At 67.4% G+C, this 23,273-nt stretch carries 21 protein-coding genes; 9 read left to right on the forward strand and 12 right to left on the reverse strand.

What is annotated here, in order from left to right:
• Positions 1 to 115: 115 nt before the first annotated feature.
• From R5O87_RS18255 to R5O87_RS18265, 3 genes are read left to right on the forward strand one after another with little or no spacing between them, the layout of a single operon-like run.
• A complete protein-coding gene (locus tag R5O87_RS18255; RefSeq protein WP_410556020.1) occupies positions 116 to 823 on the forward strand; it encodes a tyrosine-protein phosphatase in 708 nt (235 codons plus the stop codon).
• Positions 820 to 2,271 (forward strand): S1 family peptidase, encoded by a 1,452-nt coding sequence (locus R5O87_RS18260; RefSeq protein ID WP_462836331.1) that lies wholly within the window; start codon positions 820 to 822, stop codon positions 2,269 to 2,271. The genes R5O87_RS18255 and R5O87_RS18260 overlap by 4 nt, the downstream gene beginning before the upstream one ends.
• Positions 2,244 to 2,903: a hypothetical protein gene (locus R5O87_RS18265; RefSeq protein ID WP_462836332.1), complete on the forward strand. Its 660-nt coding sequence runs from the start codon at positions 2,244 to 2,246 to the stop codon at positions 2,901 to 2,903. Before R5O87_RS18260 ends, R5O87_RS18265 begins: the two co-directional genes overlap by 28 nt.
• Positions 2,904 to 2,922: 19 nt before the next feature.
• Here R5O87_RS18265 and R5O87_RS18270 read toward each other — a convergent pair whose 3' ends face one another.
• The 4 genes from R5O87_RS18270 to R5O87_RS18285 form a co-directional block, all read right to left on the reverse strand.
• A complete protein-coding gene (locus R5O87_RS18270) occupies positions 2,923 to 3,219 on the reverse strand; it encodes an antibiotic biosynthesis monooxygenase family protein (protein WP_410556018.1) in 297 nt (98 codons plus the stop codon).
• A gap of 83 nt (positions 3,220 to 3,302) precedes the next feature.
• Positions 3,303 to 4,631 (reverse strand): choice-of-anchor Q domain-containing protein, encoded by a 1,329-nt coding sequence (locus tag R5O87_RS18275; protein ID WP_410556017.1) that lies wholly within the window; start codon positions 4,629 to 4,631, stop codon positions 3,303 to 3,305.
• A gap of 197 nt (positions 4,632 to 4,828) precedes the next feature.
• Complete coding sequence (locus R5O87_RS18280; protein WP_410556016.1) at positions 4,829 to 5,578, reverse strand: ABC transporter permease; 750 nt, start codon at positions 5,576 to 5,578, stop codon at positions 4,829 to 4,831.
• 68 nt (positions 5,579 to 5,646) lie between these two features.
• Positions 5,647 to 6,072, reverse strand: a complete 426-nt coding sequence (locus tag R5O87_RS18285) for a PaaI family thioesterase (protein ID WP_331572251.1) — start codon at positions 6,070 to 6,072, stop codon at positions 5,647 to 5,649.
• Positions 6,073 to 6,209: 137 nt separating this feature from the next.
• On the opposite strand from R5O87_RS18285, the gene paaZ reads away from it, so the two are divergent.
• Entirely contained in the window at positions 6,210 to 8,321 is a 2,112-nt protein-coding gene (gene paaZ / locus R5O87_RS18290; RefSeq protein WP_410556014.1) for a phenylacetic acid degradation bifunctional protein PaaZ, read from the forward strand.
• A gap of 191 nt (positions 8,322 to 8,512) precedes the next feature.
• Positions 8,513 to 8,920 (forward strand): VOC family protein, encoded by a 408-nt coding sequence (locus R5O87_RS18295; RefSeq protein WP_331572255.1) that lies wholly within the window; start codon positions 8,513 to 8,515, stop codon positions 8,918 to 8,920.
• Between the two features lie 241 nt (positions 8,921 to 9,161).
• Here the strand turns inward: R5O87_RS18295 and R5O87_RS18300 are convergent, their stop codons facing one another.
• Both R5O87_RS18300 and R5O87_RS18305 read right to left on the reverse strand, forming a co-directional pair.
• On the reverse strand, positions 9,162 to 9,995 hold the full coding sequence (locus tag R5O87_RS18300) for a DUF427 domain-containing protein (protein WP_410556013.1): 834 nt from the start codon (positions 9,993 to 9,995) through the stop codon (positions 9,162 to 9,164).
• A gap of 67 nt (positions 9,996 to 10,062) precedes the next feature.
• Positions 10,063 to 10,680: a TetR/AcrR family transcriptional regulator gene (locus R5O87_RS18305; protein WP_410556012.1), complete on the reverse strand. Its 618-nt coding sequence runs from the start codon at positions 10,678 to 10,680 to the stop codon at positions 10,063 to 10,065.
• 319 nt (positions 10,681 to 10,999) lie between these two features.
• Here R5O87_RS18305 and R5O87_RS18310 point away from each other — a divergent pair, with 319 nt between their 5' ends.
• Positions 11,000 to 13,189, forward strand: a complete 2,190-nt coding sequence (locus tag R5O87_RS18310) for a multicopper oxidase family protein (RefSeq protein ID WP_410556011.1) — start codon at positions 11,000 to 11,002, stop codon at positions 13,187 to 13,189.
• Positions 13,190 to 13,257: 68 nt separating this feature from the next.
• Here R5O87_RS18310 and paaK read toward each other — a convergent pair whose 3' ends face one another.
• The 3 genes from paaK to R5O87_RS18325 are packed head-to-tail and all read right to left on the reverse strand — an operon-like array spanning position 13,258 to position 15,991.
• On the reverse strand, positions 13,258 to 14,628 hold the full coding sequence (paaK, locus tag R5O87_RS18315; RefSeq protein WP_410556010.1) for a phenylacetate--CoA ligase PaaK: 1,371 nt from the start codon (positions 14,626 to 14,628) through the stop codon (positions 13,258 to 13,260).
• A gap of 10 nt (positions 14,629 to 14,638) precedes the next feature.
• Positions 14,639 to 15,082 (reverse strand): hydroxyphenylacetyl-CoA thioesterase PaaI, encoded by a 444-nt coding sequence (gene paaI / locus R5O87_RS18320; protein ID WP_410556009.1) that lies wholly within the window; start codon positions 15,080 to 15,082, stop codon positions 14,639 to 14,641.
• 36 nt (positions 15,083 to 15,118) lie between these two features.
• Positions 15,119 to 15,991, reverse strand: coding sequence for a CPBP family intramembrane glutamic endopeptidase (locus R5O87_RS18325; protein ID WP_410556008.1), 873 nt, complete (start codon positions 15,989 to 15,991; stop codon positions 15,119 to 15,121).
• 385 nt (positions 15,992 to 16,376) lie between these two features.
• On the opposite strand from R5O87_RS18325, the gene pta reads away from it, so the two are divergent.
• Both pta and R5O87_RS18335 read left to right on the forward strand, forming a co-directional pair.
• Entirely contained in the window at positions 16,377 to 18,509 is a 2,133-nt protein-coding gene (gene pta, locus R5O87_RS18330; protein ID WP_410556007.1) for a phosphate acetyltransferase, read from the forward strand.
• A gap of 8 nt (positions 18,510 to 18,517) precedes the next feature.
• Positions 18,518 to 19,672: an acetate kinase gene (locus tag R5O87_RS18335; RefSeq protein ID WP_410556006.1), complete on the forward strand. Its 1,155-nt coding sequence runs from the start codon at positions 18,518 to 18,520 to the stop codon at positions 19,670 to 19,672.
• A 69-nt stretch (positions 19,673 to 19,741) separates the two neighbouring features.
• Here R5O87_RS18335 and R5O87_RS18340 read toward each other — a convergent pair whose 3' ends face one another.
• Genes R5O87_RS18340 through R5O87_RS18350 form a run of 3 tightly spaced genes read right to left on the reverse strand, consistent with a single transcriptional unit; the run spans position 19,742 to position 22,760 of the window.
• Positions 19,742 to 21,277, reverse strand: coding sequence for a putative bifunctional diguanylate cyclase/phosphodiesterase (locus R5O87_RS18340; RefSeq protein ID WP_410556068.1), 1,536 nt, complete (start codon positions 21,275 to 21,277; stop codon positions 19,742 to 19,744).
• Positions 21,267 to 21,698 carry a DUF7793 family protein gene (locus R5O87_RS18345; protein ID WP_410556005.1) on the reverse strand — a complete coding sequence of 144 codons (432 nt, stop codon included), beginning with the start codon at positions 21,696 to 21,698 and terminating at the stop codon, positions 21,267 to 21,269. Before R5O87_RS18345 ends, R5O87_RS18340 begins: the two co-directional genes overlap by 11 nt.
• Complete coding sequence (locus R5O87_RS18350; RefSeq protein WP_462836333.1) at positions 21,699 to 22,760, reverse strand: tetratricopeptide repeat protein; 1,062 nt, start codon at positions 22,758 to 22,760, stop codon at positions 21,699 to 21,701.
• Between the two features lie 219 nt (positions 22,761 to 22,979).
• On the opposite strand from R5O87_RS18350, the gene R5O87_RS18355 reads away from it, so the two are divergent.
• Entirely contained in the window at positions 22,980 to 23,138 is a 159-nt protein-coding gene (locus R5O87_RS18355; protein ID WP_410556003.1) for a hypothetical protein, read from the forward strand.
• Positions 23,139 to 23,273: the final 135 nt, after the last annotated feature.

Raw genomic sequence — 23,273 nt, forward strand, 5'->3', positions numbered from 1 at the left:
TAGGTCCAAGGGTACGCCCGGGGTCAATACCGCAGCCCGGCAATTCGGCCAGCGGCCAGCCGCAACCTGCGTCGAACCCGTGCGGCCGCCGGGGGAGGTGTGGTTAGCTGGCTCCGTGAACGCGAGGGGACAGATCGGCTGGGACGGGGCGGTGAACGCCTGGCTTGTGGCTGGCTCCGTCTACCGGATGGGGCGGCGGGAATGGCTCACGGAGGCGGGCTGGAAGGAAGCCTACCGGGACGGCGTCCGCACGATCATTGACCTCCGGAACCCCGGCGAACGGCAGCGCCGGCCCACCGATCCGGAGGTGGGTGGGGCGCTAGCCGCCTTCGACCTGGTCCTGGGACCCACCGAGGATCCGGAAAACCCTGAGTTCAAGGCCCTGTGCGACCCCTACCTGAACGACCCCACGCACTACGCCGCCAATGCTCGCCTCTTTCCGGACAGGCTGGCCGCCGTGTTCAAAGCCGTCGCGGCAGCGCCCGGCGGCGTCGTGATCCACTGCTCGGCAGGCAGGGACCGCAGCGGCATGATCGCGGCGATGCTCCAGGATCTCGCAGGCGCCAGTGATTCCGAGATCGTGACCGGCTACCAGGCGGCCATGCGCAGCATCAACGAACGCCACCGGACCATGTGGCCGCCGCATCCGCACGAACGCTACCTCGACGAGGAAACCCTCGCCCCGCTGCTGGAGTCCCGCGGCGCCAAGGTCTTGGACTTCGTGCGGCAGCTCAACACCCGCGACTTCCTGCTGCGGAACGGCGTCACCGGGCCGGAGCTGGACGCAGTACTGGCCGCACTCGGCGCTAGGGTTGCCCTGTGACTTCTCCCGTATCCGGCCGGGCACTCCGGCGCGCACTCTCCCTGTCGGCCGCAGTGGCGCTGGGTGCACCGCTCGCGTCGGTGCCCGCTTACGCTGCCCTGGAAAGCACGACGACGGCGGATGCCGCCGGTACGGCCGCCTCGCCGGCGGTGCCGTCCCCGGCTGCGGATCCGCCGGGTCTTGCCGAGGCGGTTCTGCGCGACCTGGGCATGACCCTCGAGGAATTCAACGCCGCAGGGGAACAGGGCAGGCGCGCGGCGGCGGCCCTGGACACGCTACGCAGGGTCCAGGGCTTTGAAGCGGTCAGGCTACACGGCGGCAGGATCGTGGTTGGGGGTACCGGCCCCGCCCTGGCCAAGGCTGTGGACGCTCTCAACGCGGCCGACTCCGAGGACCGCAAGGAGTTCGTGCTCGCGTCGCAGCCGGAGGCGGCTGCCACGGAAAGTGCCACCCCGAAAACCACCGCCGTTCGAGCCGCGAGCGTCCAGGAGCTCTACCGGGCGTACCTCCGCGAGGTGGGACCGGCCGGGCTCCAGGCTGTGGCGGAGGCGGACGGCAAGTTCATCATCCGCACGGGCGGCGTAAATGAGCCCCAAGCGGACGGCGCCGATCCCACGGCCAGCCAGGCTCCGGCGTCGGCCGAGCGGGCGAGCGGCGGACGACTGTCGCCGTCGGAATTCGTGGAGCAGTATGCCAACGTCGTCCTCGAATCCGGCCAACAACCTCTGGCCCCGGAGGAGGACTTCTTCGGCGGGCAGGGGTACCGGATCGACGGCGGGGTGGTCTGTTCCGCCGGCTTCAGCGCGTTCGGCCCCGATGGCAAGCCCCTGGTCCTCACGGCCGGCCACTGTGCCGACGACGGCGCAGCCCGGCTCGCCGAGGTGACCCTGCCGGCCGGAGACCCCGCGGGCGGATTCGCCGCCGGCAATGCGGTCACCGGGAAGCTCGGGACCTTCGGCTTCAGCCAGTTCGGCGGCCCCGGGAACACGAGGGTCGCGGACCCGGAGAATCCGGGCGCGCCGGGGAACGACATCGCGGTCATCGAGTCCATCCGGCCCGACCTCGATCCGCTCCCCGCCGCCACCACATGGGCGGATGCCGCCAAACTCGGGACAGGTTCCGTGAAGATCGTGGGCATGGCGTCGCCGTTTGTGGGGCAGGCCGTCTGCCGTTCCGGGCGGACGGCCGGATGGTCGTGCGGCACCGTGGACGAGGTGGGGATTTACATTGTGGGCGGGGCTCGGGGGACCCTGCCGACCTTCGGTCCTTCAGCGGCTTCCTCTCCACATCCGTGCAATCCAGCGGCGGTGATTCCGGCGGGCCGTGGATCAGCGGAAACTACGCCGTGGGAACGCACTCCGCAGGCAACTCGGCCGAGTCCACCGAGAATTTCGCCGTTGCGGCCACCCTGCAGGATTCGATGTCCGTCCTCCCGGGCGTGCAGCTGAGGCTGTTCCTGAACAAGCCGGTGATGGGCGGGTCCCTTCCGCCAGGGCCGATCGCTCCGGGCCAGCGGATCACCGGCCGGCTGGCCGCGGCCCCGGCCGCCGATGTTCCGGCCGGAACCCAGGTCCGGGTCACCTTCCCGGGCAGGGAACCGTTCGACGTGGACGTCGACGCCGCGGGCAACTGGGCCTTCAGCGCGCCCGGCTCCGCAGCCGGGTTCACCGCGCAGACGCTGAACGGGTTCAGCCGCTCGGAGCTGAGCACGTTCAGCACAGCTCCGGCGCAGGCCCCTGGAGTTTCCGACGCCGGCACCCCGGACCCCGCCGAAAGTCCGGACCCCGCCGGGTCGCCGGAGGCGTCCCCGCCGGCGGCGGGGCAGGGCGGCGAGCCCGCGGTGCTTAAGCCCGCGCCGGAGCCGTCCGTGGTGGCTGTGCTTCCTGCTGCAGGCCCCGCCGCGGACGGAGGACCCGGCGGCGCGCCAGTTCCGGACCCGAATGCGGGCAACGACGCGGTGCCGCCGATGCTGGCCGACACGGGCGTATCGGGCCTGCCCGTCGCGGTTGCCGGCGCGGGGGCGGCTCTGCTGCTCGGTGCTGTGGTGCTGGTGGTCGTACGCCGCCGCGGCAGGCGTTAGCCTCGGCGGCAAGGCAAGCTCAGCCGATGGTGGCGGCTTCGTCCAGCGTGTGCGGCTCGAAGTGCTCGATGATGTTGCGGATCGACGCCAGACCCTCGGTAAACGTGGCCGATGACCTCCACTGTTCCACCTGCTCCAGCGAAGCCCAGGGCCCGGTACTGATGAAGCGGTTGGGGACATCGCGGTCACGCATCAGCAGGCCCCGTCCGCCCGGATAGTCCTTGTGGGTTTTGTCGGCCATGTCCTTCCAGGCCTTCACGAACTCGTCCTCGTGGCCCGGCTTCACGAGCCAGATGCCCATTGTGTACACAGACACATCCACCACCTCCATTGGTGTGCAGAGCGGATACCTGATTATCTTCCTGCCATGCGGCGCGCGGAAGGGCCGGGTTCCCCGCGCTAACAGTTGGACGGCTTGTATTCGTAAGCGCCGGCGTCGGCCTGCCCGGAGCCTGAGCACTGACCGTTCTGCGGAACGGAAGCCTGGTCCAGGTCCACCCCGGAAGGGCTGCTTCCCGCGCGGTCGATCGCCGGGCTGCCGCCGGTGAGGTGGAGGTCGTCAGGGGGATCGACGAACTCTGCGGGAGCCGTCGTCGAGCTGTTGTCCAGCGGGACGTTGCTGGGGCCGTTGACCACGTTGGCCTGTTCCGTCCAGCCGGACCCGTCCATCCACAGGGCGTCCCGCACCGCCACGAGGATGTTGGCGCGGATGACGGTCGAGGAGGGGCATTTCGCATGGCACACCACGCCGCGCGAATGGCTGCCGTCCAGCCACACCGTGTTGAACTCGAATATGGTGCCGTTCGTGGGTCCGAACTTCGTGTCCGGGCCGCGGATGATCAGGCCTGCGGCCTCGGCACATTCGTCGCCGCACGAGGAACGGACTAGGTTGTACCGGAAAACGTTCCCGTCGGCTGCCCCGTTGGAGCGCCCGACCTCGGAGAAGACGTTGTTGTCGATGGCCTTGTTGTGGTGGATGTTGTTGCGGCTGCCGTTGTAGATCTCAAAGGCGCTTCCGTCCCGGCTGAAGTCGTAGGAGAACGCCGTGGAACCGGTGACGGTGTTGCCGGAGAACTCGTTGTCGTTGCCGTTGATCAGCACACCGAACGCACCTGAATCGTCGGTGCAGTTGGCGGCCTCGGGAGTGCCGCACTGGCCGCCCGGCGTATTGACGTTCATGACGTTGTTGTCCGTCAGGACATTGTTGGAATAGTTCCCGAAGTCCGAGCCAGTGCCCACCTTGATGCCCGCGGTGTTGTCCGAGGCCTCGGAATTCTTCACCACCACGTGGTCGCCGTAGACGTTGAAGCCCGCGTACCCGCAGTCGGTGGCCCGCAGCCCGTCCACCTCGATGTAGCTGCCCTCCAGCCGGAAGCAGTTGCCGCCCTCGCCGCTGGTTATGGTGGGCAGCTTCCCGTTCCCGTAGCCGTTCAGTCTGATGGGCGACGCCGATGTTCCGCTTTCGTCCAAAACGACGTTGCCGATCCACTCGTCACCCTTGCGGAAACTGAGGGTCTCCCCAGGCCTGAAGGCCGTTTCGTTGACTTTCATCAGCGACTGCCAGGGCGACTCTGGAGACGTCCCGGAGTTGGTGTCGCTTCCCTCTGCGCTCACGTAGTAGTGGGTGGCCGGAGTCGCAGGATTCTTCGTCGAGACGCAGCCCACCAGCAGGACCAGCAAGAGGACAGCCGCCAGTGCGGCGGCAGCCTTTGTGGAACGTGTGCTCATGATTGCACCTGCCGGGAGGCGGACAATGGGGCCCGGCCCAGCAGTGCCGCTGCCTCTGGTCCGGAGCGGCCAGAGTATAAAGCGCCCGGCGCAAAGTCAACGGAACGGGTGCCGGGTTCGAAAGGCTGGCGGTGGCACCCGTGGCCGTGCCGCCGTCGTACGCCGGCCGCAGCCGATTAGGCGCTGGCTTCTGAGGCCTACGCGAGCGGTGCCGGGCGCACCCGGACCGGGGCCAGCAGGCTGATGAGCAGGATGGCAGTGACCGACCCGGCGGCCATGATCGAGGCAAGCACCACGATCTGGAACCGGGCCGCCTCCAGCGGCGAAAGACCGCCGAAGATCGCCCCCACGAAGGCTCCCGGCAGCGTCACCAGGCCTGTCGTCTTGGTCTGGTCCACGGTGGGAATGAGCGCGGAGTACACGGCTCCGCGGGCCATTTCGCGGGTGGCCTGCCTCGGAGTGGCGCCCAGCGCGAGCCAGCCCTCCACCTGGTCCCAGCGGTCGATCACGGCCTCGTTGAACCTGCGGCCCGCGAGCCCGGCAATCGCCATGGAATTGCCGACGACGATCCCGCCGATCGCCAGCGCGTAGCGGGACGTGAGCTCGATGGCGCCGGTGCCGAAGACGATGACCAGCGAGGCGAGGATGCCGGCGGCCATCGAGCCGGCCACAACGGCAAGGCGGCGCCAGGACCAGGCGAGGCGGCGTGCGGCGGTAACGGCGGCCACGGTGAACATGACGCCGAGCGCCACGGCCACCCATTCTGCGCTGGCGATCACGGCGCCGAGGATCAGGCTGACGGCGGCGAGCTGCGCCGCGCCGCGGAGGATGGCGAGTGCCGGCGCGAAGGCATGCGGAACCCGGAAACCGCTGAGGACGGCGGCCGTCAGCGCCATCAGGAGGCCCACCGCGATCAGGGTGGGAGTCAGGCTGCCAAGCTCGGTCACGGGATCAGCCTAGCCGGGGCGCCCCCGGAAGTGTGGCTGTCCGGATGGCGCCGGGCGGCGCGGGGGCGTCAGGCCCTCGGGGCGAGCAGCATGTTGGTGATCCGCAGCGTGCACAGCCGCTGACCCGCCTCATTGGTGATCAGAACCTCGTGCGTGGTCAGCGTCCCGCCGAGGTGGATGGGCGTGGCCGTGATGGTGATGAGGCCGCTCCGGGCGGACCGGTGGTGCGTGGCGGAGACATCGACGCCGACGGCGGTCTTGCCCAGGGTGCTGGCGTGGATCACCGCGGCCCACGACCCCACGGCCTCGCCGACGGCCAGCGAGGCGCCGCCGTGCAGCAGGCCGAACGACTGCCGGTTCCCCTCCACCGGCATGGTGGCCACGACGCGCTCGACGGACTCCTCGACGATTTTCACGCCCATCTTCTCGTCCAGCTCGCCGAGGGTGATCTTCCACAGGTCTGTCAGTTCTGCGTCCGGGGCGTCGGGCTTCATGGCTCTCCTTGGGTAGTGTGCGGTGGCACTAGTGTGCAGCGGGGCACATTCATGTACTGTAGACATATTACCGAACGGACGGTCAGTAATGTTCTGGCCGGATCAGATTTGTCCCCCGTTGGAAGGACCCGTCAACGATGACCACCACCGCCGCTGCCCCCGAAGCCACCCTGGACACCGTGGAAACCGTCCCCAGTTTCGTGCAGGATTCCTGGTGGACTCCCGACGCCGGCTCGGCGGCTTCCGCCGTTGCCGTCCGGGATGCCAGTACGGGGGAGATCCTGGCCAAGGTGAGCACGGACGGCCTGGACCTGGCCGCCGTCGTGGATTACGGCCGCACCACCGGCCAGACTGAACTCGGCACCCTGACCTTCCACCAGCGCGCCCTCAAGCTCAAGGAACTGGCGCAATACCTGAACGCGCGCCGCGAGCACTTCTACGCGTTCTCCGCGCAGACCGGTGCCACGAAAATCGACTCGATGATCGACATCGACGGCGGCATCGGCGTGCTGTTCACGTTCGGGTCCAAGGGCCGGCGCGAGCTGCCCAACGCCCAGGTGGTGGTGGACGGGCCCATGGAGGTGCTGTCCAAGGACGGATCGTTTGCCGGCGAGCACATCTACACCCGCATCCCCGGCGTCGCCGTGCAGATCAACGCCTTCAACTTCCCGGTCTGGGGCATGCTGGAGAAGCTTGCGCCCGCGTTCCTCGCCGGCGTCCCCACCATCGTCAAGCCGGCCACGCCCACGGGCTACGTCGCAGCGGCGGTGGTGAAGGCCATCATCGAATCCAACATCCTGCCCAAGGGCTCGCTGCAGCTGATTTCCGGCTCGGTCCGAGGGCTGCTGGACGTGCTGGACTACCGCGACCTCGTGGCCTTCACCGGTTCGGCGTCCACCTCGCAGTCCCTCAGGTCCCACCCGAACGTGGTGCTGGGCGGCGTGCGGTTCACGTCCGAGACCGACTCCCTGAACGCCGCGATCCTCGGCCCTGACGCCGTAGAGGGCACCCCGGAATTCGACGCCTTCATCAAGTCCGTGGTCACGGAGATGACTGTGAAGGCCGGCCAGAAGTGCACCGCGATCCGCCGCGCCATTGTGCCGCAGGACCTGGTGCCCGCCGTCGTATCCGCCCTCCGCGCCCGGCTGGAGCAGCGCGTGGTGCTGGGCGATCCCCGGGCGGAGGGCGTCACCATGGGTGCGCTCGCCTCCCTGGAACAGCTCGCCGATGTCCGGGCTGCCGTGCAGTCCATGCTCGACGCCGGCGGTGAGCTTGCGTACGGAACCCTCGATTCGCCGTCGGTCACCAGCGCTGACGGCGCAACGGGCGTCGTCGAAGGCGGTGCCTTCATGTCTCCCGTGGTGCTCAGCTGGGCTGACGCGGGGGCCGAGCCGGTCCACTCGCTGGAGGCGTTCGGCCCGGTGTCGTCCGTGATCGGATACAAAGACATTCCCGACGCCGTCCGGCTCGCCGCCCGCGGCGGCGGTTCACTGGTCGCCTCGGTCTGCACCAACGATCCTTCCGTGGCACAGGAACTGGTCACGGGCATCGCAGCCCACCACGGCCGTGTCCTGATGCTGAACCGCGAGGACGCCCGCTCGTCAACGGGCCACGGCTCGCCCGTGCCGCACCTGGTCCATGGCGGGCCGGGACGTGCCGGCGGCGGCGAGGAACTGGGCGGCATCCGTTCGGTGATGCACCACATGCAGCGCACCGCCATCCAGGGCTCGCCCAACATGCTGACCGCCGTGACAGGGATCTGGCACACCGGAGCCGACCGCAACTTCACCGTGGAGACCGAGGGCACCCACCCGTTCCGCAAGTCGCTGGAGACCCTGCGGATCGGCGACGCCGTCCGCTCCGACCTGCGGCAGGTAGCGCTTGAGGACATCACGGCCTTCGCCAACTCAACCGGCGACACCTTCTACGCCCACACCAACCAGGAAGCTGCCGAAGCCAACCCGTTCTTCCCGGGCATCGTGGCGCACGGCTACCTGCTGCTGAGCTGGGCCGCGGGCCTGTTCGTGGAGCCAGCGCCGGGCCCGGTCCTGGCCAACTACGGCCTGGAGAACCTGCGCTTCATCACCCCTGTAGCTGCGGGCGACTCCATCCGGGTGACGCTGACCGCCAAGAAGATCACTCCGCGCGAGACCGACGAGTACGGCGAGGTGGCCTGGGACGCCGTCCTGACCAACCAGAACGACGAAATCGTGGCCACCTACGACGTCCTCACCCTCGTGGAGAAGTAACCGGATCCTCTCTCACTTCCTGCGGGTTTTTCCCGGACGCTCTATCAGGTCCTGCGGGTTTTTCCCGGACGCCCTAGCAGGTGCTGCGGGTTTTTCCTGGACGCCCTCTCAGGTCGTGCGGTGTTGGGCGGAATTTCCCTGATCTTTCGGGGTTTTCCGGGCGTAAAATGACCCCCGTAGGAGGTGGCGAAATGACCCTAGCACTAAGAACAGCCACAACCGTCCTGCCTGTCGATGATCCGGACCGCGCCCGCGGATTTTACGCGGAAACGTTGGGCCTCCCACACCGCGGCAAGGCTGAGGATGGAAGCGATTTATTTGGCAACGCTGACGGCCCGATGCTGCAGCTGATGCCTGTGAAAGATGGAAAGCACTCCGAGCACACCACACTTAGTTTCGAGGTCACTGACATTGAGCGGACCGTCCAGGACATGGAGTCCAGGGGCGTCCGGTTCCAGGACTATGACCTCCCCGACCTGAGGACCGATCACCACATCTGTACAACCGACGCCGAGAAATGCGCCTGGTTCATGGATACCGAAAACAACATCCTCTGCATTCACGAGAGGCTCGGAACACAGGCTGAGTATCAGCTCTGATCCGCGCACTGCCGCAGGTCCCCAAACCCTTCCTCACCTAGCTGAGGAAGGGTTTGGTTTTAAGCGGCGAAAGGTGAGAGAGGGTTCGGGGGAAAGCCGCAGGATGTGAGAGGGGGTTGGGGAAAGCCGCAGGATGTGAGAGAGGGTTCGGGGAAAGCCGCAGGATGTGAGAGGGGGTTGGGGGAAAGCCGCAGGATGTGAGAGAGGGTTTGGTTTTAAGCGGCGAAAGGTGAGGGAGCGGTCAGGACCAGGGGGTGACCGGGTGGTCCTGCGGCTCGCCGTCCACGAACACGTCGGCGCGCTCGTTGAAGAAGCAGACCAGGCCGTGGATCTGCCGCGCGTCGATGAACCGCGAGTCATAGGCCCAAGCGATGTTCCTGCCTTTGGGCGACTCAGGGTAGCTCCAGTATCTGGCCTCGCCCTTGTAGGGGCAGACGGTCCGGTGCGGGCTGGACTCGAGCAGGTCCAACCGGACGTCCTCGGGCGGGATGTAGTACCGCACGGGAAGCAGCGTCTCGTACAGCAGGTGGGCGCCGACGGTGTCGGCGAGCAGCACGCCGTCGAGCTTTACTTCGATGTGCCGCAGAGTGGCGCGGATATCCACGCGGTGGAACGGGTCCCGCGGGTGGCCGATGATTTCCTCGTGATCCTCGAGCCAGTGGAACGCGCCGAAATCCAGGATGACGTACCCTTCCAGGTCCGGGTCGGAGGGCCGGAACGCTGCGCGGGGAACACTGAACGCAGACGCCACGACGTCGAGCTCCTCGCCCTCCGCCGTGTGCCGCCGGAAGCCGGTCCGCGGGTCCAGCGACTGCGGGGCATCGGCGGACAGCCGGACGGGAAGCTCGTCCGGCCCGCCGTCCCCCGCCGCCGCGGGCGGCTCTAGCCGTGCCAGCAGATCCTTCTCGGGAACGGCATACACCGGGGTGACGCGTTTCGGTTCCCAGACCAGGAGGGCTTCCTGCGTGTCGACGACGGGACTTCCGTCGATGCCCGCCCGGATCCTTTTGGACGTGGGCTGGTACCGCAGATCAGGGAATGCGCCGAACAGAAGCTCCGACAGTTTCGTGGCCATGCATTCAGGGTGGGCACCCCGGACACCCGGCGTCAACGCCCAATTGTTGAGCGGCGGGAGGCCCGGCTCAGGGCTTGGCGTGCAGGCCGTCGAACGCCATGCTGATGACGTCGTCGGACAGCTTTTCCGGCGAGAGCGAACCGCCCGGTTTGTACCACTCGACGATCGAGTTGATGGTTCCGAACAGGAGCCGGGTGACGGTGCGGGGGTCGATGTCCTGGCGCAGCGATCCCTCGTCGCGGGCCGCGGAGATCAGCCCTGCCACCTTGTGGTCGAAGGCGCGGCGGCGTTCCATGGCGTTGCGCTCGATGTCCGTGTTGCCGCGCAGCCGCAGCAGCAGCGTGACGAAGGGCAGCCGCTCCACGAGCACGGCGATGGTCTGGCGCAGCACGAACTCCAGTCGCGCGTCCGCGGCCCCCGAGGTGGCTCCCGGCTGGTCCAGAATGGCCTCCAGCCCGCCGAGCGCGTGGTCCAGGGCGAGCTTCAGCAGGTCGCCCTTGGAGGGCACATGATGGTAGATCGCCGACTTGGAGATGCCCAGGTTTTCGGCGAGGATGCCCATGGATGTGGCATCGTAGCCGTGGCGGTTGAAGACGTCGACGGCGATCAGCAGCACGGACTGCTGGTCGTAGCCCGGACGGCCGCGCTTGGTGGGGGCTGCTGTGCTGGCTGCTGTACTCGGCATACGGGCTATTTTCTCATGAACGTTCGGTAATCCCTGCACGGGCCACGACAAAACGCCACAGACTGCCAGTAGCCCGTCCGGGACCGGGCGTTCACGCAGGCCGCCAGACCGCCCATTCGGAGGGTCCGCGCAACCGTCCATCAGCTTTTTCCCAAGGTGCGAACTCCACAGTTTTCGCCAGGGGAATCGCTGCAGAAGAGCTGACGCCATAGGACAAGGAGGTCCTTGTGGTCAGGAACTGGTCTCGGAAACCACACATATTTAGGTTGACCGGGGCGACAGAGTTGGCTTGCGCCCCCATGCCAAGGAGGCACAGACCATGTCTGAGGAATCTGCAAACACCAACGGGCTGAGACGCCGCACGCTGATACGCCTGGGTGCGGCCGGAGGAGCGGGCGCCGCGCTCGCGGCAGCACAGGCCTGGGCCAGTCCGCTGCTGGCCCAGCGGGGGCTGCTGTCGGCCGACGGCGCGTTCGCTGCCACGTCGACAACGCTCAGTGACAACCTGTTCTACATCGAGAAGTATCCGACGAGCCCGCTGATCATCTCGCCGTTCAGCGACCCGCTTCCAATCCCCAAGGCACTGGCCCCGGTGCCGAAATCCGTTTACAGCGCCTGGACCAACCCGCCGGGGCCAGGCCCGGGCCAGCAGAACTCGCTGGGCAATGAGCAGCACCAGCTCTGGCCCTCAAAGCTGGGCTACCCCGACCCCATTGTCTACAAGATCGACGTGCTGCTGCGGACCCACGCGTTCACCACGTCGCAGGTGCTGCAGATCGACTCGGACGGCGAACCGACGGTGTCGTTCGACTCGTTCGGCAGGAAGATTGCTGCGGGCGTCAAGCGCACGCTGCCGCTGAGCACCATCCATGGATTCAACGGGACTTTCCCCGGCCCGATGATCAACGCCGAGTACGGCAGGCCGGCCCTGGTGCGGTTTGAGAACCACCTGGACGAGAACCCGCTGAACCTGGACCGCCAGGACTTCGGTTCACCCGACCTGTCCTTCCTGACCCACCTGCACAACGGCCACACCGCCCCCGAGAGCGACGGCAACCCGCACTACTCCATGGTTTCCGGGCCGAAGCATCCGGGTTTCCGGCCGAAAATGTCTGTCGACAACCTGTACCTGAACTGGCCGGCCGGCGGCGACGACCGGGAGAAGCAGAGCTTCTTCTGGTTCCACGACCACACGATGGACCACACCGGTTCCAACGTCTACAAGGGCATGGTGGGCCTGTACCCGATCTATGACCCGAAGGGCGGCATGGACATGGGCGACGAGCAGCAGGGACTGCACCTTCCGGGCGTCCGGACCAATAACCCGGATGGATCGTTCGACGTCAAATACGACATTCCCCTGGCCTTCTATGACTGCCGGCTCGACGACGGCAAAACCATACACAAGGACATCCACGACGTGCAGGGCGAGTTCCCCGCCGCGAAGAACCCGAAAGAGCACCCCGAGTGGTGGGGCAAGACCTTCTACAAGCACTTCCCCAACCACGGGTTCGTGGGCGACATCTTCACCGTGAACGGCACCGCCTACCCGGCCCTGGAGGTGAAGCGCCGCAAATACCGGTTCCGTTTCCTGGACGCGTCGGTCTCGAGGATCTACGAGTTCAAGCTGATGAGTTCGACGCTTGGCCCGAAGTCGTCGGCCTCGCTGGGCTACGTGGATGACGAGCTGGAGGGCCAGTACCGCATCCCGGACGCGCAGCAGTGCATGCAGTTCACCCAGATCGCGTCCGACGGCGGGCTGCTGCCAGTGCCGCTCAAGCGCGACTCCTTTGAGCTGTGGCCGGCCAAGCGGCGCGAAGTCATCATCGATTTCACGAGGTACCAGGACGGCACGCCGACCACCAAGGGCGACGTCGTGTACCTGACCAACGTGATGAAGATGCCCAACGGACGCATGTGGAGCAACTCGTCCCGGTTCTTCCCCGATCCCAAGTACAAGGTGCCGGTGCTCAAGTTCGTCATCGGCGAGACCGCACCGGACGACAGCGTGATCCCCACGGCTCTCCGGCCCCTTCCGCCGCTGCCGAGCAACTGGCAGACCATGCTGGCCAACCGGATGGTCTTCGAGGTGAAGCGGGGCACCCTGGGCGGGGAGACCGAGTGGCTCATCAACGGCAAGCCCTTCGACCCGGCGGCCGTGGCCGCGAGCCTGAGAAATCCTGCAGGACGCTCACCCCTGGCCCAACAGAAGAAGGGCAGCTTCAACCTGTGGGAGGTCCGCAACGGCGGCGGCGGCTGGGTGCACCCGTTCCATCTGCACATGGAGGAACACCGCACAGTCATGCGCAACGGCAAAGACGTGACCCGTGGAGGGGATGCGGGACACCCCGACGACGTCTCGAAGGAAGACCTGGCGGCGCTCGATCCCGGCGAGTCGGTGATCCTCTACAGGGGCTTCCGGGACTTCGTGGGCCCGTACGTGGCGCACTGCCACAACCTGGCGCACGAGGACCACGCCATGATGTTCGGCTGGTCGATCACGCCGTGACCCCTTTCTAAAACCAGCGGCCGGGACCCGCCTTCAGCGGATCCCGGCCAGCATGGGTAACCCGAGGCTTACCCCTTCGGCCGCAGGTCGTAGATCCGGCGCAGCTTGCCGTTGGAACGCTCAAGCGAGCCGGGCTCCACCACGTCCACGGTGCACGAAGAACCCACGTGGATCTTGATCTGCTCGCGCAGGGTGCGGGCCGCCGTCGTGCTGTCCTGGGCGGTGACGTTGTCACGGCGCTCGATCTTCACGGTCAGCTGGTCCATCCGCTGGCCCTCGGGCCGGGTGAGCTCAAGCTGGAAATGCGGGCTGAGCTCGGGGATCCGCAGCGCGATCTCCTCGATCTGGGACGGGAAGAGGTTGACGCCGCGCAGGATGATCATGTCGTCGCTGCGCCCGGTGATGCGGCCCATCCGGCGGTGTGCCGGGCGGGCGGTGCCGGGGAGCAGGCGGGTGAGGTCCTTGGTGCGGTAGCGGATGATCGGCAGGGCTTCCTTGGTGAGCGAGGTGAACACCAGTTCGCCGTGTTCGCCGTCGCCCAGCACGTTTTCCCTGCCCGGTGCCGGGTTGAAGGGGTCGATGATCTCGGGGCGGAAGTGGTCCTCCCAGATGTGGCTGCCGTCCTGCGTTTCGACGCATTCGCCCGCGACGCCGGGGCCCATCACTTCGGACAGGCCGTAGATGTCGCAGGCCTTGATGTTCATGGTGACCTCGAGTTCGTGGCGCATCTCCTGCGTCCACGGCTCGGCGCCGAGCACCGCGTACTTCAGCGAGGTGGACGTGGGGTCGATTCCCATGTGGGCCATGGCATCGGCGATGGTGAGCAGGTACGTGGGCGTGGCCAGGATGGCGTCCGGCTCGAAGTCCTGGATGAGCTGGATCTGGCGCTCGGTCTGACCGCCGGACATCGGAATCACGGTGCAGCCCAGGGCCTCTGCGCCGGCGTGGGCACCGAGCCCGCCGGTGAACAGGCCGTAGCCGTAGGCGTTGTGGACCTTCATGCCGGGGCGGACGCCCGAGGCCCGGAGGCAGCGGGCCACCAGTTTGGCCCAGTCGGCCAGGTCCTGCTTGGTGTAGCCGACGACGGTGGGCCGGCCCGTGGTGCCCGAGCTCGCGTGGACGCGCGCCACCTCGCTCTGCGGCACGGCGAACATCCCGAACGGGTACTCCTGGCGCAGGTCCTCCTTGGTGGTGAAGGGGAAGTTGCCGAGGTCGGCGAGTTCGCGCAGGTCCGAGGGGTGGATGCCGGCGTCGTCGAACTTGCGCTTGTACAGCGGAACGCGGTCGTAGGCGTACGCGACGGTGTGCTGGAGCCGGCTCAGCTGCAGCGCCTCGAGCTCGTCCCGGGACATGGTCTCCTCGGGGTCGAGGATGGCGTCGGCGGGCTGCACGGTGTTGGCGGGAGCGGCGACAGCGGGCTCAGGGGCGTGGAGGGTCATGGTCTGCTTCCTACTTCTTGGGGATGGTACGGCTGCGTCCGCGGAACTCGGCTATGAGTTCACCCGGAAGCGTGGTCCCGGGGTCGGCAGCGAAGATCTGGATGTCGTAAAGGCCGCTGCGGCCCGCGCTTGAGCGGCGGTCGGCGACGGCGGTGATCACCTGGCCCTGATAGGCCGGCTTGAGGAAGTTGATGTCGACGCCGGCAGCAACGGTGATGCTGTCAGGGTCGGCGGGCGACGCGGGATTGCAGGCGAGGGCGAATGCGGAGTCCGCGAAGGCGAAGATCATTCCGCCGTGCGCCATTCCGAAGCCGTTGAGCATTTCCTGCCGGAGGGTCATCCGGATGGTTGCGTGGCCGTCGCTGAGCGTGAGGACTTCTATGCCCATCCATTCCGAGGCGTAGTCGTTCTCAAGGATGTGGTGGACCACACCGGGGATTGCCGTTTCAGCCATGCGTCGTTGCCTCCAGCTTTATTTACCGAATGTTCATTAGGTAATCCCATTGGAGGGGGTCGTGTCAAGGGTGCGGGCCAGCCGGAGGGGACCCGCGACGGCGATAACCACCAGCGCTGCCAGGACATGCAGGAGCGCCACGGTCCACCAGAGAGTGAGGTAGTCAGGCCCCAGAAGGGCGGGAAAGACCAGGGCGCCCGAGGTGTTGAACGCGGCGTGGAAAACCATGCAGATGGGAACACTGCCGCTGCTGTTGTAGAGCCAGGCCAGCAGCACGGACTGCGCCAGGACCATGAGCAGGAACGGCAGCGGGGGCCTTTGCCCGGTGGGATCCGAGAGCAGCTCCGGCAGATGCCATGCCGCCCATGCCAGCCCGAGGAGCAGGGCCGCAGACAGGGCCGGGCGGTTCTGCTGCAGGAGCGGAAGGGCGTAGCCGCGCCAGCCCAGCTCCTCAAAGAGCCCGACGGTCACCAGTGTGAATGCAAAGGTGCCCAGAAGCATGAACCAGCCGGGGTTGGGGCCGAGTTCCGGAGCGGGCGCGCCGCCGGAGACCGTGAGGCCCGTCGCCACCGCCACCAGCAGGCACGGAAGTCCCGCGGCGGCCAGGTACCAGCGGCCGGCAACGCGCCAGCGGGCCAGTTGCCGGAGCAGCTGCAGCAGCTCGGCCTTGCCGCCCGCGAGGAAGGCTGTGATGCCCGCGGCCAGGGCGGGCCCGTATGGGATGAGCGGAGAGCTGTTCGGGTTGAGGAGTGTCAGCGGCCACACCAGCCACGAAATGGCGAAGGCCAGAACGAAGAACAGCCCGAGCCGGTGGCCCGCGGGCCACGCCATGGCACGGTGTGATGGCTGTTCACCGTGCGGGGACTGTCCGGCGGGCAGCGGCTGCTCAGCAGGCGAAGACTGGGCCACGGCCGTCCTCCGCTGGAAAGGTGGCCGGGGCACTGTGCCGCGGCACGCCGTCGTACTTCTTGGTTTTCTCCGAAACGTGTTCTGCCGGAACGGCGGAAGCGCGGCCAGCGGTGTTCATCGGGACCACCATCGTTCAGGACGTTGCGGCCCGGAAGGCCGCTGATCGGTGCCTTGCTGTGGATGGACCGGTCCCGGGGCGCTGGCCCACTCCGGGTCCGGGACGGCGGATGTGCGCCGACGTGGCAATCAACACCATTGTCTGCTCCCGGAAGCGCGGCAACAAGTGAAAGTATGGGGGAGGACGCGCCTCGGGGCGTCCAGTCAGAACACCGGCGCGTCCAATGCAGCACGTTCCACGCAGGAGCTTCCAACCAGAGGACAGGTCATGGCCAAAGGGATATATGTCAGCGCGACCACCCCGGGATCGGGGAAGTCGCTCATAGCGCTGGGCCTGGCGGACACGCTCCACCGGCACGCGGACCGGATCGGATTCTTCAAACCCGTGGTCCATGGCGAGGACGCCGGCGCGGATCCCATGGTGGCGCTCATGAAGTCCCGCTTCGACCTGGATGACCAGCGCTGCCGCGGCGGCCTGACGTTCACCGAGGTCCGGGGCCTGCTCGCCGAGGGCCGGCGTGAGGACATCGACTCCCGCTGCGTGGAGATCTTCGCCGAGATGGGCCGGCACTGCGACGTGATCATCGTGGAGGGGACGGACCTCACCGGCCATGACGCCGCCGTCGAATTCGACCTCAACGCCCGCCTGGCCAACAACCTGGCCGCGCCCGTCGTCGCCGTGGTGGGCGCCAAGGGGCGCAGCGTGGCGGAGGCCGCGGCCGCCGTCGACGTCGCCCGCAAGGAACTTGCCGCGGAGAAATGCTCGCTGCTGGCCATGATGGTGAACCGGGCGGACCCCGAGGACGTGGACGCGATCATTGCGGCCGTGAAGCCCGGGGCGTCCGGCCGGCCGGTGTACGTGTTCCCGGAGCTGGAGGACATCGCCCGGCCCACCACCGGAGAGGTTGGCGCGGCGCTGGCGCTGCGGCAGATCGCCGGCCGCGCGGACATGGAGCGGGACGTCCGTGACGTCAAGGTCGCCGCCATGAATGTGGGCAACTTCTTGAACGTGCTCGACGACGGCGCGCTGGTGATCGTGCCCGGTGACCGGGCGGACGTGATGGTGGCCTGCCTGGCGTCGTCGTTCTCGCCCGAGTTCCCCGTGCCGTCCGGGCTGATCCTCACCGGCGGGCTGGCCCCGGACGCCAACATCTACCCGCTCCTGGCCTCCGCCCCGTTCCCGGTGTTCGCCACGGAGGATGACACGTACACCACGGCGCGGCGCGTGTCCGAGGTCCGCAGCGAAATCTGGAGCGGCCACCGGCGGAAGGTGGCCTCCGCGCTGGGGCTGTGGTCCCGGCAGGTGGACGAGGCCGAGATGCTCGAGCGCCTGCACCTGCCGCGCGCCGAGCGGATGACCCCGCTGCGCTTCCTGCACGACCTCATCGAACGTGCCCGCTCGCAGCGCCGCCATATCGTGCTGCCGGAGGGCAAGGACATCCGGATCCTGAAGGCCGCGGAGATCCTGCACCGCCGGGACGTGTGCGACCTGACCCTGCTGGGCCGGGAAGCCGACGTGCGGGAGCTCGCCGCCAGCCGGGGCATCGACCTGGCCGGGATCAACATCGTGGACCCCGCCACCTCCGAGCTGCGCCAGGACTTTGCCGCCAGGTACGCCGAACTTCGGGCGCACAAGGGCGTGGACCTGGCCCGGGCGCTGGAGGTCATGCAGGACGAAAGCTACTTCGGCACCATGATGGTCCAGCTGGGCGTGGTGGACGGCATGGTCTCCGGCGCCGCGCACACCACGGCCCACACGATCCGCCCGGCCCTGGAGTTCGTGAAGACCCGGCAGGGCGTGAAGATTGTCTCCTCGGTGTTCCTCATGCTCATGCCGGACCGCGTGCTGGTGTACGGCGACTGCGCGGTGAACCCGGACCCGAACGTGGAGCAGCTCGCGGACATCGCGCTGGCCTCGGCCGAGACCGCCGGCCAGTTCGGTGTGGAGCCCCGGGTGGCCATGCTGTCCTACTCCACCGGCGGCTCCGGCTCGGGGTCCGCGGTGGAGGAGGTCCGGCAGGCCACCGACCTGGTGCGTGAGCGCCGCCCGGATCTCGCCGTCGAAGGCCCCATCCAGTACGACGCCGCCGTGGACGCCTCCATCGCCGAGTCGAAGATGCCGGGCTCGTCCGTGGCCGGGCAGGCGACCGTGTTCATCTTCCCGGACCTGAACACGGGCAACAACACGTACAAGGCGGTGCAGCAGAGTTCGGGAGCGGTCGCCGTCGGGCCTGTCTTGCAGGGGCTGCGGAAGCCGGTCAATGACCTCTCCCGCGGCTGCACCGTGGAGGACATCGTGAACACGGTGGCCATCACCGCCATCCAGGCGCAGACGCCGTCCGCAGAACCGTCACCCGAACCGTCCGCCGTACCGTCCGCCGTTTCAGCAGCCAAGGCTTAGGAGGCCCCATGCTCGTGCTCGTCATCAACTCCGGCTCGTCCTCGCTCAAGTACCAGGTGCGCGACGTCGCCGAAGGCAGCGTCCTCACCGAAGGGCTGATCGAGCGGATCGGCGTGTCCAACGGCGGCCAGGGCGACGGCGAGGTGGTAGGCCCGGCGGACCACGCCGAGGCGCTCGAGCTGGTTGACGCTGCCATCCACGAGGTGCTGGGTGAGAGGAAGCTGGACGCGGTTGGGCACCGGGTGGTGCACGGCGGCGAGCGGTTCGGCGAGCCGGTGCTGATCGACAACGAGATCACCCGCGCCATCGAACGGCTCAACCCGCTGGCGCCGCTGCACAACCCCGCGAACGTGCTGGGGATCCGCGCCATCACGAAGAAGTGGCCGGACATGCCGCAGGTGGCCGTGTTCGACACCGCCTTCCACCGCAGCCTGCCCGAGCACGCCTGGCGCTACGCCGTTCCCGACGAGCTCTACACCAACCACGGAATCCGCCGGTACGGCTTTCACGGGACCTCGCACGAATACGTCACCAACCGGGCTGCCGCGCTGCTGGATATTCCGGTGGAGGAGTTCGACGGCGTGATCGCCCACCTCGGCAACGGCGCCTCTGTCACGGCGATCCGGGGCGGCAAGTCCGTGGACACGTCGATGGGCTTCACGCCGCTGGAGGGCCTGGTCATGGGCACCCGCTCCGGAGACCTGGACCCGTCCATCCTCGTGTTCCTGGCCCGCACCGGCTGGAATGCCGAGGACCTCGACTCGATGCTCAACCGCGAGTCCGGGCTCAAGGGCCTGGCCGGGAACAACGACATGCGCTCGGTGGTGGAGGCGGCCGAATCCGGTGATTCCCGCGCGGCCACCGCCCTGGCCGTCACGTCCTACCGGCTGGCCAAGTACATCGGCGGCTACCATGTGGCAGTCGGCGGGGCCAAGGCGCTGGTGTTCACGGCCGGGATCGGCGAGAACTCGCACCAGTTCCGTTCGCTGGTGGGGGAGCGGCTGGGTGCGCTGGGCATCGAGCTCGACGCCGGCCTGAACAGTGAGCGGTCCAAGGAACCCCGCGTGATTTCCACCGAGGCTTCCGCCATCCCCGTGCTGGTGGTGCCCACCGACGAGGAGCGCGCCATCGCCGAGGCCACCGCGGCGGTCCTCGGGGGCTAGGCCTGTCGAGCGCTCCGTAGATGCCCTTATCAGCCCGGAAAAGGGCATCTATGGAGCAACCGATGGGAATCAGCCGGGCCAGATGTCCTGCCAGGCGAGGCGTTCGGTGAACTCGGCCGCGGGGAGGGGCCGGCTGAAGTAGTAGCCCTGCCCGCTGACGCAGCCGGTGTTCCGCAGGTGCTCGGCCTGCTCCGCGTTTTCCACGCCCTCCCACACGGCCTCGAGCCCGCAGGCCCGGATGAGCTGCAGGATGGCCGCGATCAGGGCAGGCTGTGCGGGGTCGCTGCCGAGCGCCGTGAGCAGTGTCCGGTCCACCTTGACCCGGTCCACGGGCAGGCGCCGCAGATAGCTGATGGACGAGTAACCGGTGCCGAAGTCGTCGATCTCCAGGCCCACGCCGAGCTTCCGCAGGCTGGCCAGCGTATATCGGTCCAGCTCGTTGCCCTTGATGATGTCGCTCTCCGTCAGCTCCAGGACCAGCAGCGCTGGCTCGAGGTTGGCGGCTGTCAGCGCATCCCGGACGTCCTCGATGAACTCGAGCCGCTGCAGGTCTGCCGCGGAAACGTTGATGCGCATGTCGAAGTTGTGGCGGCCGGTTTCGGGGGAGCTCCGCCAGCGGCGCAGCTGCTCCACGGAATTCTTGAGCACCCAGTTGCCGAGCTCCGAGATGAGTCCCGTCTCCTCGGCGATGGGGATGAATTCGTCGGGCATGATCAGGCCGCGCTTGGGGTGTTTCCAGCGGACCAGCGCCTCCACGCCCTCGATCTTCCCTGAGGCAAGCTCGATGACCGGCTGGTAGTACAGCACCAGCTGGTCGGTGGCGATGGCCTCGCGCAGTTCTCCCACCAGCTGGTTGCGGAGCTGCCGGGCGTGCAGCATGGCCGGTTCGAAGACGCGGAGCTTGTTGCGGGCGTCGGCCTTGGAGGCGTACATGGCGATGTCCGCCTCCATGAGCAGCTCTTCGGACGTCTCGCCGGGATCCGCAATCCGAAGCCCCAGGCTCGCGCCGCAGCGGACGGTCTTGCCGTCCACCTCCAGGGTTCCGTTGAGCGAGTCCAATATCCGGTTTCCGACGGCGGCCGCCTTGGCCGGTGTCGTGGCCGGGAGCAGGACGGCGAACTCGTCGCCGCCCAGCCTGGCCACCATGTCGCCGTCGCGCACGCAGGAACGGATCCGCGCACCCACGGTGGCCAGCACCTGGTCGCCCATGGAGTGGCCCAGTGAATCGTTGATGCTCTTGAAGGCGTCCAGGTCCAGCAGCAGCAGGGCCGGCGGCAGCCCGCCGTCGGCCGCCTCCGTCTGGGCCGCGTTGACGGCGCTGACCAGCGCCGACCGGTTGTAGAGCCCGGTCAGGGAATCGGTGAGCGCCATCTGCTGCAGCTCTTTGTGTGCGGCGTTGAGCATGCGCGTGCGGGATTCCACGCGCTCCTCGAGCTCCTGGTAGATGATCTGCAGGTCCTCGGCGAGCAGGTTGGTGCCCATGATCACCGCGTCCAGTTCGTCCCTGGCCTCGGAAATCTCAATACGCGAGTGGAGTTCCCCGGCGGCCAGGCGGACGATGCCGTCCAGCAGCTTCCCAAGCCGGGGATCGTCGTTAGAAAACATCGTCAAGGTGGCTCAACCAGTCGAGGGCGTCGTTTTCGGCGGCGAAATAGCGGGCCGGCACCGAGCTGAATTCGCCGCCCAGCAGAAAGTGCCCCAGCAGCCGGTCCACGGGGGATTCGCCCAGGATCGCCCAGGCGGACACCGAGGGGATCGCCGCATAGGCAGCCCGCGCGGCGCGGTTTACGGACTTCACCCCGGTCAGTTCAAGTACGACGGCGACCCTCCGGTCCCCGGCCAGCTCACCAAGGCGGCGGTACAGCTGGGCGGCGGCGGTCTCGTTCAGGTCGGCGCCGCGGGGGAGTACCGCTTTGACGGCGAGGTCGGGCAGTACGGTGAAGGTGACGACGGGCGCGGGAGCGGGGCGCACCGATGGCTCCGGCTGCAGCGGTGCGGCACCGGGAAACACTGTCGCTTCTGGCATTTACCCCCCCTGGAGAAATTGCTGTTGGCGCCGGTCCGAAGGCTCCGCTGAGGCGATAAAACCACGGACGGTGGCGCTACGCTCCGGTGCAGCAGCTGTATCGAACAGCGTAGCCGCCTCGTCAAGCATCTGCAGTGATTCCGCCTCGTGTCCCTGTGCCATCAGGGCTTTGCCAAGGATGAAGGTGGCCTCCGCCGCTGTCTGGGTGGCGAGGATGGGGAACTTGCTGCGCAGCGGGGTCAGGAGGCTGATCGCCGTGTCCATGTCCCCGGTGAGGTAGTACCAGTGGGCGCGGACCAAAGACATCTCCAGGATGTCCCGTTCGCTGCCGCCCACCACCTCGGTGGCGAGCTCGGCCCGTTCGATGCAGCGCAGCGTTGCGGCGTCGCCCAGCTTGGCCTGGAGACGCATTTCCGCGGAGGCCCGGTTGAAACGCGCCCACAGGTCGACGTCCTGCGAGGGGGAGAGCTTGCCCGCGGCGAGGTCGTGGTAGTGGCCGCCTTCATTGACCCGGTTGCTGAGGAAAGCGACGTTGCCGATCACCCAGTAGGCCTTGCCGGCGGTGTCCTCGTCCACGTGGTCGGTGAGCAGGGACTCAAGGTCCAGGCACTCAAGCCAGGCTTCCTCGTGCCGGCCGCTTTCGGCGAGGGCGGCGATAAGGGCCTGCTGGGCCTGGATGTGCAGGTACACGTTTTCAGAGTCGCCGGCCACGAGCCGGGCGGCGGTGGAGGCGGCTTCCACCGCCTCGGGAAGACGGCCCAGGCCCTGCAGTGAATGGGCCAGCAGGGTGGCCGCCCGGGCGCCAAGGTCGGGGGATGAGGCAGCAACGGGATGGGCAGCGAGTTCGGCCGCGAGTTGCTGGCATTCCTGGATGGACCCCTGGTTCCGCAGGCATTCTGCCTGCAGCAGGACCATCTTCCACCAGCGCACCTCGTCGCCGGCCTCCTGGGCCAGTTCGGCGGCGTGCCCGGCTCCTGCGTAGGCTGCGGCGTAGTCCCGCCGCTTCCAGCTTTCGCGCGCAGCCAACTCCGCGATCACGAAGGGTGACAAGTCGCGCTGCATAGGCATGCTCCCAATTATCCATAATCCTGCGCGCGGTAGGCCGCGCAGAAGGACTGAACTCCGCTTGTTACGGCAATGGCAAGACGCCAGCGGAAAAACATGGCTAATCCTGTGGAATTGACAGGAAATGACTTGACCAAACCTTGATGCAGTGACCGTATACTGTCGCCCGTAATGTGCAATTCGGTTCACGGCTACAAACGACGAAAGGGACAGCGGATGAAGAAACTTGCTGCAACACTTGTTATGACCGGCATCCTGGCAGTGGCAGGTTTCGCTGCTCCTGCAAACGCGGCACCGAAGGAGAAGGACACCACCACGTCCTCCTCGTCGAACAGCGAGGTCAACTACGCCACCATTGGCTGGTGGCCCAACTAGGGTTGGCAGTAGCAAACCAGAATTACGAAAACCGCTCCGGACCAGCTGGGTCCGGGCGGTTTTCATTTGGGTTTGACGGACGACGGCGGCCGGTCGCCGACTCTGGTCAGCGGACGACGGCGGCCGGTCGCCGAC

The organism is Arthrobacter globiformis (assembly GCF_046536215.2).
In the GTDB taxonomy this organism is placed as follows: Bacteria; Actinomycetota; Actinomycetes; order Actinomycetales; family Micrococcaceae; genus Arthrobacter; species Arthrobacter globiformis_E.

What these genes read in the sequence shown, in the direction of transcription:
- R5O87_RS18305 (WP_410556012.1), bottom strand. Translation starts at nt 10,680, where the DNA reads ATGCCGAGTACAGCAGCCAGCACAGCAGCCCCCACCAAGCGCGGCCGT.
- R5O87_RS18295 (WP_331572255.1), top strand. Translation starts at nt 8,513, where the DNA reads ATGACCCTAGCACTAAGAACAGCCACAACCGTCCTGCCTGTCGATGAT.
- R5O87_RS18275 (WP_410556017.1), bottom strand. Translation starts at nt 4,631, where the DNA reads ATGAGCACACGTTCCACAAAGGCTGCCGCCGCACTGGCGGCTGTCCTC.
- R5O87_RS18355 (WP_410556003.1), top strand. Translation starts at nt 22,980, where the DNA reads ATGAAGAAACTTGCTGCAACACTTGTTATGACCGGCATCCTGGCAGTG.
- R5O87_RS18285 (WP_331572251.1), bottom strand. Translation starts at nt 6,072, where the DNA reads ATGAAGCCCGACGCCCCGGACGCAGAACTGACAGACCTGTGGAAGATC.
- pta (WP_410556007.1), top strand. Translation starts at nt 16,377, where the DNA reads ATGGCCAAAGGGATATATGTCAGCGCGACCACCCCGGGATCGGGGAAG.
- paaZ (WP_410556014.1), top strand. Translation starts at nt 6,210, where the DNA reads ATGACCACCACCGCCGCTGCCCCCGAAGCCACCCTGGACACCGTGGAA.
- R5O87_RS18300 (WP_410556013.1), bottom strand. Translation starts at nt 9,995, where the DNA reads ATGGCCACGAAACTGTCGGAGCTTCTGTTCGGCGCATTCCCTGATCTG.
- R5O87_RS18335 (WP_410556006.1), top strand. Translation starts at nt 18,518, where the DNA reads ATGCTCGTGCTCGTCATCAACTCCGGCTCGTCCTCGCTCAAGTACCAG.
- R5O87_RS18345 (WP_410556005.1), bottom strand. Translation starts at nt 21,698, where the DNA reads ATGCCAGAAGCGACAGTGTTTCCCGGTGCCGCACCGCTGCAGCCGGAG.
- R5O87_RS18340 (WP_410556068.1), bottom strand. Translation starts at nt 21,277, where the DNA reads ATGTTTTCTAACGACGATCCCCGGCTTGGGAAGCTGCTGGACGGCATC.
- R5O87_RS18265 (WP_462836332.1), top strand. Translation starts at nt 2,244, where the DNA reads ATGTCCGTCCTCCCGGGCGTGCAGCTGAGGCTGTTCCTGAACAAGCCG.
- paaI (WP_410556009.1), bottom strand. Translation starts at nt 15,082, where the DNA reads ATGGCTGAAACGGCAATCCCCGGTGTGGTCCACCACATCCTTGAGAAC.
- paaK (WP_410556010.1), bottom strand. Translation starts at nt 14,628, where the DNA reads ATGACCCTCCACGCCCCTGAGCCCGCTGTCGCCGCTCCCGCCAACACC.
- R5O87_RS18310 (WP_410556011.1), top strand. Translation starts at nt 11,000, where the DNA reads ATGTCTGAGGAATCTGCAAACACCAACGGGCTGAGACGCCGCACGCTG.
- R5O87_RS18350 (WP_462836333.1), bottom strand. Translation starts at nt 22,760, where the DNA reads ATGCAGCGCGACTTGTCACCCTTCGTGATCGCGGAGTTGGCTGCGCGC.